The following is a 12,743-nucleotide window of genomic DNA, read 5'->3' as shown; positions in this document are numbered from 1 at the left end:
CGAAAAAATTACTTGACGTCTTTCCAGAACGCCGCATTCAGGCGCCAGGCGACGAAGGTCAAGCCGAGAAGGAAAATCAACACCCAGACGCCAACGCGGATGCGGGTATTCTGGGCCGGCTCGCCCATCCACTGCAGGTAACCCACAAGGTCACCCATGGCCTGGTCGTACTGCAGCGGCGTCATGGTGCCGGGGGTGAGCTGCTGCCAGCCCTTGAAGACTGCGACCTTGTGGCCGTGCTCTTCTTTTTCTTCATACACCGGCGTGCGCGTGCCCTGCAGTTCCCAGAGCACATGCGGCATGGCAACGCTGGGGAAAGCGAGGTTGTTCCAGCCCGTGGCCTTGGTTTCGTCACGGTAATAGGTGCGCAGGTAGGTGTAGAGGTAGTCGGCACCGGTGCCACCATGGCCGGAGCGCGAACGCGCGATCACGGTGAGGTCGGGGGGATTGCCGCCGAACCATTCCTTGGCCTGTTTGGGGTCGATCGCGGACTTCATGGTGTCGCCCACTTTTTCAGTGGTGAACAGCAGGTTGTCCTTGATTTCCTTTTCGGTCAGACCGATGTCTTTCAGGCGGTTAAAGCGCATGAAGGAAGCGGAATGGCAGTTCAGGCAATAGTTGACGAACAGCTTGGCGCCGTTTTGCAGGGAGCCCAGGTCGTTGGTTTTATCCGGGGCTTTGTCCCAGCTGATACCGCCTTCGGAAGCGTGTGCACCGGCAACCAGGCCGAGGGCCGCGATCAGGGAAAAAATCAGTTTTTTCATTGTTGTTATCTCCTGCTTAGTGACCGTGAAAAACAGGACGGTCAGGCGGCGTTTTGGATATGCCTTGGCTGCTCCACCATGGCATCAAAAGGAAGAAACCAAAATAGAACAAGGTACCAAGCTGGGACACGCGCTCGCCGATGCCTGACGGCGGTTGCACGCCCAAATAACCGAGCACCAGGAAATTGACGACAAAGATACCGTACAGGTATTTGTGCCAATCGGGACGGTAGCGTATCGACTTCACAGGGCTGTGGTCCAGCCAAGGCAGGAAGAACAGGATGATGACCGCACCACCCATCACCACAACACCCCAGAACTTGGCATCGATCCCCTTGATCAGCATGTTCCAGACATCACCCAGGAAAGGCACACCGGCCAATGGCGCGGCAAGTGCATTCAAACCCTGAGCGATGCCGGCGCCGGCCGATGGCACCACCAGGCCAATCCAATTGGCGATGGAAGGCAGCAGGCCGAGAAGCAGCGCCGTGCCTACGGCAATGACCAACACCGCCGGCTTGAAAATGCCGGAGAGCTTGCGGCTTGCCAGCACGGCGGCGGCGATCACGATGATGCCCAACGCACCGGCCATTTCACCGGTGATGGCGCGCAGCATCGAGTAGTAAGGCGTGAAGTACCAGACCGGGGCGATGTGCGCCGGCGTCTTCAGCGGGTCAGCCGGAATGAAGTTGTTGTATTCGAGGAAGTAGCCGCCGAACTCGGGAGCGAAGAAGATGATCGCCGAGAAGATCATCAGGAAGACGCTCACGCCGAAAATGTCGTGCACCGTGTAGTAGGGGTGGAAGGGAATGCCGTCCAGCGGGTGGCCTTGCGCATCCTTGGGCGCGTTCGGGCCCTTGATCTCGACGCCGTCCGGGTTGTTGGAGCCGACTTCATGCAGCGCGATGATGTGCGCGGCCACCAGGCCCAGCAGCACCAGCGGCACGGCGATCACGTGGAAGGCGAAGAAGCGGTTCAGCGTGGCGTCGCCCACCACGTAGTCGCCGCGGATCAGCAGCGCCAGGTCGGGGCCGATGAAAGGAATCGCGGCGAACAGGTTGACGATCACCTGGGCACCCCAGTAGCTCATCTGGCCCCAGGGCAGCAGGTAGCCCATGAACGCTTCGGCCATCAGGCACAGGAAAATCGCGCAGCCGAAAATCCAGACCAGTTCGCGCGGCTTGCGGTAGCTGCCGTAGAGCAGGCCGCGGAACATGTGCAGGTAAACCACGACGAAGAAGGCCGAAGCGCCGGTCGAGTGCATGTAGCGGATCAGCCAGCCCCAGGGCACGTCGCGCATGATGTATTCAACGGAGCCGAAAGCCAGGGCGGCATCGGGCTTGTAGTTCATCGTCAGGAAAATACCGGTCACGATCTGGATGACCAGCACCAGCATGGCCAGCGAGCCGAAGATGTACCAGAAGTTGAAGTTCTTCGGTGCGTAGTACTCGCTCATGTGCTCTTTGTAGAGCTTGCTGGCGGGAAACCGGTTGTCGACCCAGTTCATCGCCTTGGCGGCGAGCGGGGCATCGGGGGAAATTTCTTTGAATTCAGCCATAACTGATCCTGGTTCGGTGGGGTTCTTTGGCAAGCGCCGGATACGTGCGTCTGGACGGCGTGTATCTGGCGCTGGCTGCAGGGTCTTGTGAAGGAGCTCGGGGATTGAAGCGCCTTCAGGCCTTCTTGTCTTCACCAATCAGCAACCGGGTGTCTGACAGGTACATGTGCGGAGGAACTTCGAGATTGTCGGGCGCTGGCTTGTTCTTGTAGACGCGGCCGGCCATGTCGAAGGTCGAACCGTGGCAAGGGCACAGGAAGCCGCCGGCCCAGTCGTCGGGCAGCGAAGGCTGCGCGCCGGGCTGGAACTTGTCGGAAGGCGAGCAGCCCAGGTGCGAGCAGATGCCGACCACCACCAGCGTCTCGGGCTTGATGGAGCGGTTTTCGTTGCGGGCGTAAACAGGGGTCAGTTCGTCGGGCTTGCGCTCGGACTTGGGGTCGGCCAGCAAGGCATCGACCTTGGGGAGCTCGGCGAGCTGCGCGGGCGTGCGCTTGATGATCCAGACCGGCTTGCCGCGCCATTCCACCGTGATTTTTTCACCGGGCTTGACGTCGGAAATATCGACTTCGACGGCAGCGCCGGCGGCTTTGGCTTTTTCGGAGGGCTGGAAGGTGCTGACAAAGGGAACAGCGGTGGCGATGGCGCCTACGCCGCCCACCGCGCAGGTGGTCACCAGCCAGTTTCTTTTATCTTTATCTACGGGAGCGCCGTGGGGCGCGCCATTCACGCTTGCTTCGCTTGCTTGGGTCATGAGAGTCCTTCAAGAACTGGCTTGAAATAGGCTTAGTGGGGTCAACCCGCGATTGTAGCGGAGCGCGACGTCGTTTTTCAAGGCGAAGGGCCGCATCCCGGTGGCCCGGGCCCTCCCCGCAGCCGGGAGATTGCCTGTTTTTTAAGCACAGGCCGGATTGCACATACTTTGTTTCAAGCCAGGCCCGTGCGCAGGCCGCACCGGCAGGCCCAGCCTTGATAATGTTTCGTCCAAAACAAGAGGAGAAACTTCATGGGAATGATGCAGGAATTCAAGGAATTCGCCGTCAAGGGCAATGTGATCGACCTGGCGGTCGGCGTGATCATTGGCGCGGCTTTCGGCAAGATCGTGGACTCGGTCGTCAGCGACCTGATCCTTCCCCTGGTCGGCGCCCTCTTCGGCAAACTGGATTTTTCCAACCTCTTCGTGGTGCTGGGAACGGTGCCGCCGGGCACGGCCACCACGCTGGACGCGCTGAAGAAGGCGGGCGTGCCGGTCTTCGCTTACGGCAACTTCATCACCGTCGCGGTCAACTTCATCATCCTGGCCTTCATCATTTTCCTGATGGTCAAGCAGATCAACCGGCTCAAGCGCGACCAGCCGGCGCCCGCCCCCGCCGCGCCGCCTGAAGACATCGCGCTGCTGCGCGAGATCCGCGACAGCCTCAAGAAATAAGCAAGCCGGGCCGCGTCAGCAAGCCGCAAGCCGGTGCGCCATGCGCACGGCGGCCAGCAGGCTGCAAGCGTCGGCACACCCACTGCCCGCGATATCAAAGGCCGTCCCGTGGTCGGGGCTGGTGCGAACCAGCGGCAAGCCCAGCGTGACGTTGACGCCCTGCTCCACCCCCAGGTACTTGACCGGGATCAGTCCCTGGTCGTGGTACATCGCTACCACCACGTCGAACTCGCCTGGCTTGCCGGTGGCCTGGCGAGCCCGCATGAACACCGTGTCAGGCGCGAAGGGGCCGCTCACATCCAGGCCCTCCGTGCGCGCCGTGACAATGGCGGGGGCGATGATGGCCTGCTCTTCGCTGCCGAACAGCCCGCCTTCGCCGGCATGGGGATTGAGCCCCGCCACCGCGATGCGCGGCGCGCGTCCCAGGCCGGCGCCCACGGCGGCGTGTGTGATGCGCAGGGTTTGCAGCACGTTGTCGAAGGTCACGGCTTCGATGGCCTGCCTGAGCGACATGTGAATGCTCACCAGCACGGTACGCAGCTCCTCATTGGCCAGCATCATGCGCACCGGCACTTCGTCCACGGGCTTGCCTAAAAAAGCGGCAGCTTCGGCCTGCAGCATTTCCGTGTGACCCGGAAATTGGGCCGCCCAGCCGCCGGCGGCGGCCAGGGCCTCCTTGTGGATGGGGGCGGTTACCAGCGCGGCAGCCTCGCCGGCCAGCACGCGGCGGGCCGCCCAGACGATACAGTCGGCCGCAGCCTGGCCAGCCACGCCGCTGACCTGCCCATAAGGCACAAAGCCCGGCAGTGCGCATTGCTGCAGCACCGGAATGCACCGCGGCGGCACGCCTGCCAACTCGGCCAGGTTGCCCAGTTGCGCCACCGGCAATGCCAGCGGGGATGCCAGCAGCGCGGCGGCGCGACGCAGCGTGACCACATCCCCGACCACGGCGCAGCCGGCCAGGTCGGCGGGCGCTTCGCGAAAAGCCTTGGCGATGATTTCCGGGCCTATGCCAGCCGCATCGCCCATGGTGATGAGCAGCGGCTTAGCCACAACGCAGCCCTCGCCACAGCAGGGCAAATTCAAACGGCAAAGTGCATTTTGCGGACGGTGGGACCATAATCGCGAAAAAATGGGTAGGCCCGCGCTCAGCACGAGACCGCGACAGGCCAAAAAACACGAGGGGTTCGGGCAGATGCATTCTTGGGGTATTTTGGCGCAAACCACAGCGCGGCGGCCGGCAGGCCCTTGCGCGGCGCTGAGCCAGCCATGAATACCCTGCACCCCCTGATGCCCGACGCGGACATGATGCTGTGGAGCGCGGCCGCCGGCGCGCTGGGTCTGGTAGTGGTGCTGGCCCTGGCCGACGCCTTTTACAGCCGCACGCGCGCCGCCTCGCAAACGCTGGCCTACCTGACCCTGTGCTGGGCGGTGGTGCTGCTGCTGAGCGGCCTGCCCGCCGCCATCTGGCCGGGCGCGCATGAAGAACTGACCACGGCGCAGTTTCTGGCCGGGCCGCTGTGCGCGGCCATGGGCAGCTACGGCGCCAGCAAATGGCTGTCGGCCCACCAGCGCGACCACCTGATGACAGTCAGCCTGCTGGCGATGACCCTGGTGTGCCTGGCGGGCGTGCCACTGTGCCTGCTGCTCGCCCCTGAATGGCGCCTGCCGGTTTCCGGGGCGCTGGCGATCTCCAACCTGTCGGTGGTGCTTTGGCTTTCGGTGCGCGCCACACAGTTGGGTGACAGGATGGCATGGGGCTTGGCCTTGGGCTGCCTTCTAACCCTGCCGGCGCAGATCGGCCTCTACGGATTGGCGCTGAACACCAGCCGGCCGCCGCTGCTGCTGCAGGCCGGCGTCGCGCTGGCGGCTCTGCTCAGCGTGGTCATTACCGCCGCGATGCTGTGGCTGCGCAACCACCATATCCGGCAGATGAGGCAGGGCGAGGTGTCGCGCCGCGACCCTATCACCCAGCTCTACGACGGCGTGGCCATGGTGCGAAAAATCATAGGAGCGCAGCAGCGCCGCCAGCGCACCCGGCGCGACGGCGCGCTGATGGCCGTTCTGCTGTTCGAGCCCGAACGCCTGTTGCCGCTGATCGGCCAGGCCGGCCTCAACGACCTCTACATCCAGCTGGCGCGCCGCATGCAGCGCCATACCGGCGCCGTCAACCCGGCCGGCCGTTATTACGACCGGTGTTTTGTGGTGCTGCTGGAAACCATGCATTCACCGCGCTGGATACGCACACTGGGCCTGCGCGTGGCCTCCAGCCTGCGCCGGCCACTGGACTTGCGCTCGCTGAACGGGCGGCGCATACGGGTCACACCCGACATCGCCGTCGGCATTGTCCACCTGTCGGCTGCGGGCAAGGACGTGGACCAGCTGCTGCATGAGGCGCAGTCGGTGGCGCAAGCCGCGCGCGCGATGCGCTCCCGGGCGGCAATGCTGGACCCGGAGAGCCACACCGCCGTACCGGTCGAGCACGCGGACCTGGGCTCCAGCTGGCATGCCCTGCGCAACTCCGTGCCTGCAGAACCCTCGCAGCCCAAAAATCCGAAGTCCCCGAAAAGCGCCGGCAAAACGCCTCGTACGGGCAGGCCGCGCCACAAGCCGGCTTGAACCGGGGAGGCCCGCCAGGCCAGGCCAGTCTCAGGCCGGGTTGTCGATGTCGATGAATTCGTGGGCCAGGCCCAGTTGGGCCGCAACCTGCCCCGCCACCGCCGGCGCGCCGTAGCGTTCGGAGGCATGGTGACCGCAGGCGATAAAGGCCACGCCCATCTCGCGCGCGTAATGGGCTTGCGGCTCGGAAATCTCACCCGTGATGAAGGCATCGGCGCCCGCGGCGATCGCCGACTCGAAGTAGCCCTGCGCGCCTCCCGTGCACCAGGCGATGTTCCGGATGTTTTTTTGCGACGGCCCGGCCTGGACCACGGGCCGCTTCAGGATCTGCTGCACATGGGCCGCCAGCGCGCCGCTGTCGACAAAGTGGCCGCCATCGCCGCGCCCGCCGATAAAGCCCAGATCCTGCTCACCGAAGCGCGCGCTGGCAGCCAGGCCCAGTTGCAGGCCCAGTTGCGCGTTGTTGCCCAGTTCGGAATGCGCGTCCAGCGGCAGGTGGTAGGCAAAGAGGTTGATGTCGTGCGCCAACAGCAACGCCAGGCGCTGTTTCATCCAGCCCGTGACGCGACCGTCCTGGCCGCGCCAGAACAGGCCGTGGTGCACAAAAATGGCGTCAGCCCGCGCGGCAACAGCCGCCTCTATCAAGGCCAGGCTGGCGGTGACGCCGGAAACGATTTTGCGAACCTCGGGCCGGCCCTCGACCTGCAGGCCGTTGGGGCCGTAGTCCTTGAATCGCGCGGGCTGCAAAAGCGCGTCAAAGGCCTGCAGCAAGTCCTGTCGTGTGGTGCTCATGAGGGGATTGTCTCAGGCGAGCGCCCGGGGTAAAAGCCCTTGCCTTGGGCGCCCGCAGGAGCTGAGGGACAATAGGGGCTTGCGGCGCAAGCTCCCGCGCGGCTTTTGACATTTTTTGCTGACCTCCCTCATTCATGAAGCGTACCTGGCTCCTGTTTTCCCAAGCTGTCACCGTCCTGCTGGCGGCTTACTTCGTCGTGGCCACGCTCAAGCCCCAATGGCTGGATCGCGGCAACACGCCCGGCGTCTCCGTGATTGAGGCGCCGGCCGGCAGCGCGCCGCGCAGCCCGGGCGCCGCCGGCGGTTTTGCCTCGGCCGCCAAACTGGCTTCCGCGGCCGTCGTCAGCATCAACACCAGCAAGGCCGCCGCCACGAACCCGCACGCCGAAGACCCGTGGTTCAAGTTTTTCTTCGGCGACCAGAGCCCCAACGAACCGCAGGGCGGGCTGGGCAGCGGCGTCATCATCAGCGCCAGCGGCTACATACTGACCAACAACCATGTGGTCGAGGGCGCCGACGACATCGAGGTCATCCTCAACGACACGCGCAAGGCCAAGGCCCAGGTCATAGGCACGGACCCCGACACCGACCTGGCCATCCTCAAGATCGACCTGGACAAGCTGCCCGTCATCGTGCTGGGCAATTCCGACGCCCTGCAGGTGGGCGACCCGGTGATGGCCATCGGCAACCCCTTCGGCGTGGGCCAGACCGTCACCGGCGGCATCGTGAGCGCGCTGGGGCGCAACCAGCTGGGCATCAACACCTTTGAAAACTTCATCCAGACCGACGCGGCCATCAACCCAGGCAACTCTGGCGGCGCCCTGGTTGACGTGAACGGCCACCTGATGGGCATCAACACCGCGATCTACTCGCGCTCGGGCGGCTCCATGGGCATAGGCTTCGCGATTCCGGTGTCTACAGCCAAGCAGGTGCTTGAAGGCATCGTGAAGGACGGCCAGGTCACGCGCGGCTGGATAGGCGTGGAGCCGCAGGACCTGAATCCCGAGCTTGCCGAAACCTTCGGCCTCAAGCCTGCGGCGGCCAAGGACGGCGGCGTCATCATCACTGGCGTACTGCAAAACGGCCCGGCCGCGCAGGCCGGCATACAGCCCGGCGACGTGATCACCGCGGTGGACGGCAAGGTCGTGCGCAACGTGAGCCAGCTGCTGACCGCCGTGGCGGCCCTCAAGCCCGGCACCCCCGCACCGCTGACTGTGCTGCGAAAGGACAAGCAGACCGAGATCGCCGTCACGCCCGGCAAACGCCAGCGGCCCAAGGCGCAGCAGCGCTAGGAGCCGGGCAGCCGGGGCTCAGGGCTTGGCCGCTTCGGCCTCGCTGTCGTCTTCGGGCTTTTTGGTGTGCTTGACGAACAGCTGCGCGGCGACGATGCCCACCTCATAGAGGCCGCCGACAACGCCCAGCAGCATGATCATGGAACCCGCATCAGGCGGCGTCACCAACGCAGTGCCGACGGCTGCGGCCACCCAGAAGTAGCCGCGGTATTCGCGCAGCTGGGCGACGCTGAGCACGCCCATGCGCACCAGCAGGATCACCGCGATCGGCACCTCAAAGGCCAGCCCGAAGGCCAGGAACATGCCAAGCACGAAACTCAGGTATTCCTCGATATCCGGCGTGGCGATGATGGACTTGGGCGCAAAGCTCTGGATGAAGTGAAAGACCTGGCCGAACACCACGAAATAACAGAAGGCCACGCCGACAAAAAACAGCACGGTGCTGGAAACCACCAACGGCATGACGAGTTTTTTCTCGTGCGAATACAGGCCCGGCGCGACAAAAGCCCAGACCTGGTAAAGCACCACCGGCAACGCGACCATGAAGGCCGCCATGAACAGGATCTTGATCGGCACCACAAAGGGGGTGATCACGCTGATGGCGATCAGTTTGGAGCCCTCGGGCAGGGTTGCCACCAGCGGCGCGGCCATCAGGTCATACAGGGCGCTGGCGCCCGGATAAAAAGCCAGCACGGCTGCCGCGATGCCAATGGCGATCACCGCCTTGATCATCCGGTCGCGCAGCTCCATGAGGTGCTGCACAAAAGGCTGCTCAGTGCCCGCGAGTTCGTCGGGCTTGTCGGTGTTGGGATCGCTCATGAAAGGAGTTTGCGCTGGATGGGTGGCGCCGGGAGGTGCGCAAAGAACAGGAAATCGGCAGCAAGGCTCAAGACAGGCGGCCCGGCTGCGGACGGAAACGTGCCACACGGGCAGCCCCCGACTGCGCTCGGGTGCGCACGCCGGTACGGGCCTTGTACCACTGGGGCGTCGCGCCCTGCTTGAGGCGCCACTTCTTTTTCGGGTGCTTGTATTCGGGGAAGATTTCCATGCCGGGCAAGGCGCCAGAGGACGACTCGCCGGTGGCCTCGGCCCAGGACTTCTCGAAGTCGCTGGCGTTGGTCTGGATGGAGTTCTCGACGTCGCGGGCCGCGCCCTCGACGGTTTCCTTCATCTTCTTGAGCTCGTCCAGCTCCATGGAGCGGTTGACCTCATTTTTGACATCGGCCACATAGCGCTGCGCCTTGCCCAGCAGCGTGCCCACGGTGCGCGCCACGCGCGGCAGCTTTTCCGGGCCGATCACGATCAGCGCCACGGCGCCTATCAGCGCCATTTTGGAAATGCCGAGGTCAATCACTGAGTCAGGCCTGAATTACGACTTCTGGCGGGCTTCGACGTCGATCGTCGTTTTGTCCGAGGCCTGCGCATTCGTGACACTGGCTGGCGGCACGGGAGTGTCAGCGGGAGGCTGTCCGCCGTCCTTCATGCCGTCCTTGAAGCCTTTGACCGCGCTGCCGAGGTCGCTGCCCATGTTTTTGAGCTTTTTGGTGCCGAACACCATGACCACAATCAACAGCACGATCAACCAGTGCCAAATGGAAAGTCCACCCATGATTTACTCCTAGTCTGGAATTGAGATGTGTAAGTGCAGGTAAATGCGGAATTGCCGGTTTGCACGGAACTGGCTTGATTCTAAAGGCCTGGCCTGCCGGGATACCAATTACACACATTGGCCTACCGGGTTAGTGTGCCAGCCCGGCCCGGGGTTCCCGGCGCCTTCCTAGCCTTTCAACCAGGGCCGCGGCCCGCCGATCACGTGAAAGTGCAGGTGATGCACCTCCTGCCCGCCTTCCGCGCCGGTGTTGGTCACGATGCGGTAGCCGCCCGCCGGGTAGGGGTTGCAGCCCTGCTCCATCGCCAGCTTGGGCGCCAGCACCATCATGCGGCCCATCAGCGCGGCGTGCTCGGGGCCCACCTGCGCCATCGACGGGATATGCGCCTTGGGGATGATCAAAAAATGCACCGGCGCCCAGGGATTGATGTCGTGGAAAGCGAACAATTCGTCGTCCTCGTACACCTTGCGGCTCGGAATGGCGCCCGCGGCGATCTTGCAGAAAATGCAGTTGTCGGAATGGCTCATGGCTTGGTCGGTTTTAGGGCTTAAGTCGGGCGGTGGCTGTTAAAACGCATCCAGCCCCGCACGCAGCGGTACAGGTACCAGAGCCACACGAGACCGTAGGCGACGAAGCCCGGGAGCACAAACAGCAGCCACAGCGGCGACAGCAGTACCAGCCAGCCCAGCGTCCACCAGAAGGTGCGAATCATGTAGTTGTGGTGGTCGATGTAAAGCGCGTCGGATTCGTCGGCGCGGCGTATGTAGTTGACGATCACGGCAATCACCGCGAACACGCCGCCGCTGAACCAGGCCAGCGTGTGCAAGCCGTACAGCACGTGCATCACAAGACGGTCGTTGGGGTTTTTACCCTCGAATTCGGCCAGATCGGTTTCCATGGGGAGTCAGCTTCCTGTCACAGTCAAGTCAAAATGAAATCGATGGCCGGCGCGCTCACGGTTTTTCGGCCGCGTCGCGGTGCTGGGCCTTGCGCAGCGCTTTTTCCTCGATGCCGCTGGTGCCTTCGCGACGCTCCAGTTCGGCAATCACGTCGGCCGGGCTCAGGCCGTAATGCGCCAGCGCGATCAGGCTGTGGAACCACAGGTCGGCGACCTCCCCGACCAGCTTGCCTTTGAGCTCGGCTGTCGCGCCGCCCTGGGCCAGCGCGCAATCAATGTCCTTGGCGGCCATCACGGTTTCGGTGGCTTCCTCGCCGATTTTTTTCAGGAAGGCGTCCGGGCCCTTGTGCAGCAGGCGCGCCACATAACTTTTGTCCGGGTCGCCGCCGTTGGCCGCCTTGCGGCTTTCGATAATTTGCGCCAGGCGCTGGAGGGAATCATTCGTGGTCATGTTTGCCGGGCGTCTGTTTGTACATGCTTGTCGGGTCTTTCAGGACCGGCTCGGTCACCACCCACCGGCCGTCTTTATACACACTGAAAAAGCAGCTGTGGCGACCCGTGTGGCAGGCGATGCCCGGCGTGTGGCCCAACTGCGTCACCTTGAGCAGGATCACGTCGTTGTCGCAGTCCAGGCGAATTTCATGCACTGTTTGCTGGTTTCCGGATTCCTCGCCCTTGTGCCAGAGGCGGCCGCGCGAGCGGCTGTAGTAAACCGCCTGGCCCAGCTCTGCGGTTTTTTGCAACGCCTCGCGGTTCATCCAGGCAAACATGAGCACATCGCCGCTGGAGGCTTCCTGCGCGATGACGGGGATCAGGCCCTTGTCGTCCCAGCTGATCTCGTCTAACCAGTTCATGGTGTGTATTGTCCGGGATTTGGGTTCGGTTACAGAAGCTCTTAAAACCAAGGGTATCGCGGAACCGGCTTTGCCGGGCCGCAGATGCCGCCCCAGCAGGGGGGAAGGCGTAGCGCAGCGAAGCCGAAGGGGGTTACGTCATTCGAACGGGGATGCCCCGTTCGGCCATATGCTGCTTGGCCTGCTGCACCGTGTATTCGCCGTAATGGAAGATGCTGGCGGCCAGCACCGCGTCGGCGCCGCCGGTCTGGATGCCGTCTGCCAGGTGCTCAAGATTGCCGACGCCGCCCGAAGCGATCACCGGCACGCTGACGGCATCGCTCACCGCGCGGGTCAGGGCCAGGTCGAAACCCGACTTGGTGCCGTCGCGGTCCATGCTGGTCAGCAAAATCTCCCCGGCGCCGCGCCGCGCCATCTCGGCGGCCCAGGCCACGGCGTCCATGCCGGTGTTTTTGCGCCCGCCATGGCTATAGACGTCCCAGCCCGGACCGCGGGTTTTGGCATCCTCCTCGCTGCGGCGCTTGGCGTCTATCGCCACCACGATGCACTGCGAGCCGTATTTGGCCGAGGCGTCTTCAATCACCTGCGGGTTGGCAATGGCGGCCGAGTTGAAGCTGGTCTTGTCGGCTCCCGAATTGAGCAATCTGCGCACGTCTTCGACAGTGCGCACGCCACCACCCACCGTCAGCGGAATAAAGACCTGCGAGGCTACAGCTTCGATGATGGGCAGGATCAGGTCGCGACCGTCGCTGGTGGCGGTAATGTCGAGGAAGGTGAGTTCGTCGGCGCCCTGCTCGTTGTAGCGCGCCGCGATTTCCACGGGGTCGCCCGCGTCACGCAGCTGGGTGAAGTTGACGCCTTTGACGACACGTCCGCCGGTGACATCAAGGCAAGGGATGATTCTTTTAGCGAGCATTGGGGCTTCAGTGG

General features: G+C 63.7%; 16 protein-coding genes. 3 read left to right on the top strand and 13 right to left on the bottom strand.

The window, feature by feature from the left end; translation table 11 throughout:
- Window positions 1-8: 8 nt before the first annotated feature.
- From ACEN8I_RS06390 to petA, 3 genes are all read right to left on the bottom strand, one after another.
- Window positions 9-764, bottom strand: coding sequence for a cytochrome c1 (locus ACEN8I_RS06390; RefSeq protein ID WP_413327489.1), 756 nt, complete (start codon window positions 762-764; stop codon window positions 9-11).
- Between the two features lie 16 nt (window positions 765-780).
- Window positions 781-2,322 carry a cytochrome b gene (locus ACEN8I_RS06385; RefSeq protein ID WP_413327488.1) on the bottom strand — a complete coding sequence of 514 codons (1,542 nt, stop codon included), beginning with the start codon at window positions 2,320-2,322 and terminating at the stop codon, window positions 781-783.
- Between the two features lie 115 nt (window positions 2,323-2,437).
- Window positions 2,438-3,073 carry a ubiquinol-cytochrome c reductase iron-sulfur subunit gene (petA, locus tag ACEN8I_RS06380; RefSeq protein ID WP_413327487.1) on the bottom strand — a complete coding sequence of 212 codons (636 nt, stop codon included), beginning with the start codon at window positions 3,071-3,073 and terminating at the stop codon, window positions 2,438-2,440.
- 252 nt (window positions 3,074-3,325) lie between these two features.
- Between petA and mscL the strand changes: the two genes are divergently transcribed.
- Window positions 3,326-3,748: a large conductance mechanosensitive channel protein MscL gene (gene mscL, locus ACEN8I_RS06375; protein ID WP_007868086.1), complete on the top strand. Its 423-nt coding sequence runs from the start codon at window positions 3,326-3,328 to the stop codon at window positions 3,746-3,748.
- Between the two features lie 15 nt (window positions 3,749-3,763).
- Here mscL and pdxA read toward each other — a convergent pair whose 3' ends face one another.
- Entirely contained in the window at window positions 3,764-4,801 is a 1,038-nt protein-coding gene (gene pdxA / locus ACEN8I_RS06370; RefSeq protein ID WP_413327486.1) for a 4-hydroxythreonine-4-phosphate dehydrogenase PdxA, read from the bottom strand.
- Window positions 4,802-5,017: 216 nt separating this feature from the next.
- Between pdxA and ACEN8I_RS06365 the strand changes: the two genes are divergently transcribed.
- Window positions 5,018-6,367 carry a hypothetical protein gene (locus ACEN8I_RS06365; RefSeq protein ID WP_413327485.1) on the top strand — a complete coding sequence of 450 codons (1,350 nt, stop codon included), beginning with the start codon at window positions 5,018-5,020 and terminating at the stop codon, window positions 6,365-6,367.
- A 30-nt stretch (window positions 6,368-6,397) separates the two neighbouring features.
- On the opposite strand, the gene ACEN8I_RS06360 is transcribed toward ACEN8I_RS06365, so the two are convergent.
- A complete protein-coding gene (locus ACEN8I_RS06360; RefSeq protein ID WP_413327484.1) occupies window positions 6,398-7,159 on the bottom strand; it encodes a Nif3-like dinuclear metal center hexameric protein in 762 nt (253 codons plus the stop codon).
- Window positions 7,160-7,293: 134 nt separating this feature from the next.
- On the opposite strand from ACEN8I_RS06360, the gene ACEN8I_RS06355 reads away from it, so the two are divergent.
- A complete protein-coding gene (locus tag ACEN8I_RS06355) occupies window positions 7,294-8,451 on the top strand; it encodes a S1C family serine protease (RefSeq protein ID WP_413327483.1) in 1,158 nt (385 codons plus the stop codon).
- A gap of 18 nt (window positions 8,452-8,469) precedes the next feature.
- On the opposite strand, the gene tatC is transcribed toward ACEN8I_RS06355, so the two are convergent.
- The 8 genes from tatC to hisF form a co-directional block, all read right to left on the bottom strand.
- Complete coding sequence (gene tatC, locus ACEN8I_RS06350; protein WP_413327482.1) at window positions 8,470-9,270, bottom strand: twin-arginine translocase subunit TatC; 801 nt, start codon at window positions 9,268-9,270, stop codon at window positions 8,470-8,472.
- Between the two features lie 67 nt (window positions 9,271-9,337).
- Window positions 9,338-9,805, bottom strand: coding sequence for a Sec-independent protein translocase protein TatB (gene tatB, locus ACEN8I_RS06345; protein ID WP_413327481.1), 468 nt, complete (start codon window positions 9,803-9,805; stop codon window positions 9,338-9,340).
- Between the two features lie 15 nt (window positions 9,806-9,820).
- Window positions 9,821-10,060, bottom strand: a complete 240-nt coding sequence (tatA, locus tag ACEN8I_RS06340; RefSeq protein ID WP_413327480.1) for a Sec-independent protein translocase subunit TatA — start codon at window positions 10,058-10,060, stop codon at window positions 9,821-9,823.
- Window positions 10,061-10,228: 168 nt separating this feature from the next.
- Window positions 10,229-10,588 (bottom strand): histidine triad nucleotide-binding protein, encoded by a 360-nt coding sequence (locus ACEN8I_RS06335; RefSeq protein ID WP_413327479.1) that lies wholly within the window; start codon window positions 10,586-10,588, stop codon window positions 10,229-10,231.
- Window positions 10,589-10,608: 20 nt separating this feature from the next.
- Window positions 10,609-10,959 carry a DUF4870 family protein gene (locus ACEN8I_RS06330; RefSeq protein WP_413327478.1) on the bottom strand — a complete coding sequence of 117 codons (351 nt, stop codon included), beginning with the start codon at window positions 10,957-10,959 and terminating at the stop codon, window positions 10,609-10,611.
- A 55-nt stretch (window positions 10,960-11,014) separates the two neighbouring features.
- The gene (locus ACEN8I_RS06325) at window positions 11,015-11,410 is read right to left on the bottom strand and encodes a phosphoribosyl-ATP diphosphatase (protein ID WP_413327477.1); all 396 of its coding nucleotides are present in this window, start codon (window positions 11,408-11,410) and stop codon (window positions 11,015-11,017) included.
- Window positions 11,397-11,813: a phosphoribosyl-AMP cyclohydrolase gene (gene hisI, locus ACEN8I_RS06320; protein ID WP_413327476.1), complete on the bottom strand. Its 417-nt coding sequence runs from the start codon at window positions 11,811-11,813 to the stop codon at window positions 11,397-11,399. The genes ACEN8I_RS06325 and hisI overlap by 14 nt, the downstream gene beginning before the upstream one ends.
- 133 nt (window positions 11,814-11,946) lie before the next feature.
- Window positions 11,947-12,729, bottom strand: a complete 783-nt coding sequence (gene hisF, locus ACEN8I_RS06315) for an imidazole glycerol phosphate synthase subunit HisF (protein WP_413327475.1) — start codon at window positions 12,727-12,729, stop codon at window positions 11,947-11,949.
- Window positions 12,730-12,743: the final 14 nt, after the last annotated feature.

Origin of the sequence: Polaromonas sp. CT11-55, from assembly GCF_047303325.1 — a bacterium.
In the GTDB taxonomy this organism is placed as follows: Bacteria; Pseudomonadota; Gammaproteobacteria; order Burkholderiales; family Burkholderiaceae_C; genus Polaromonas.
Note: the sequence above shows the minus strand (reverse complement) of the source record. Positions and strands in the feature narration are given on the sequence as shown.

Coding starts and splice junctions, on each gene's coding strand:
- ACEN8I_RS06390 (WP_413327489.1), bottom strand. CDS start 764: ATGAAAAAACTGATTTTTTCCCTGATCGCGGCCCTCGGCCTGGTTGCC.
- ACEN8I_RS06385 (WP_413327488.1), bottom strand. CDS start 2,322: ATGGCTGAATTCAAAGAAATTTCCCCCGATGCCCCGCTCGCCGCCAAG.
- petA (WP_413327487.1), bottom strand. CDS start 3,073: ATGACCCAAGCAAGCGAAGCAAGCGTGAATGGCGCGCCCCACGGCGCT.
- mscL (WP_007868086.1), top strand. CDS start 3,326: ATGGGAATGATGCAGGAATTCAAGGAATTCGCCGTCAAGGGCAATGTG.
- ACEN8I_RS06365 (WP_413327485.1), top strand. CDS start 5,018: ATGAATACCCTGCACCCCCTGATGCCCGACGCGGACATGATGCTGTGG.
- ACEN8I_RS06360 (WP_413327484.1), bottom strand. CDS start 7,159: ATGAGCACCACACGACAGGACTTGCTGCAGGCCTTTGACGCGCTTTTG.
- ACEN8I_RS06355 (WP_413327483.1), top strand. CDS start 7,294: ATGAAGCGTACCTGGCTCCTGTTTTCCCAAGCTGTCACCGTCCTGCTG.
- tatC (WP_413327482.1), bottom strand. CDS start 9,270: ATGAGCGATCCCAACACCGACAAGCCCGACGAACTCGCGGGCACTGAG.
- tatA (WP_413327480.1), bottom strand. CDS start 10,060: ATGGGTGGACTTTCCATTTGGCACTGGTTGATCGTGCTGTTGATTGTG.
- ACEN8I_RS06335 (WP_413327479.1), bottom strand. CDS start 10,588: ATGAGCCATTCCGACAACTGCATTTTCTGCAAGATCGCCGCGGGCGCC.
- ACEN8I_RS06330 (WP_413327478.1), bottom strand. CDS start 10,959: ATGGAAACCGATCTGGCCGAATTCGAGGGTAAAAACCCCAACGACCGT.
- ACEN8I_RS06325 (WP_413327477.1), bottom strand. CDS start 11,410: ATGACCACGAATGATTCCCTCCAGCGCCTGGCGCAAATTATCGAAAGC.
- hisI (WP_413327476.1), bottom strand. CDS start 11,813: ATGAACTGGTTAGACGAGATCAGCTGGGACGACAAGGGCCTGATCCCC.
- hisF (WP_413327475.1), bottom strand. CDS start 12,729: ATGCTCGCTAAAAGAATCATCCCTTGCCTTGATGTCACCGGCGGACGT.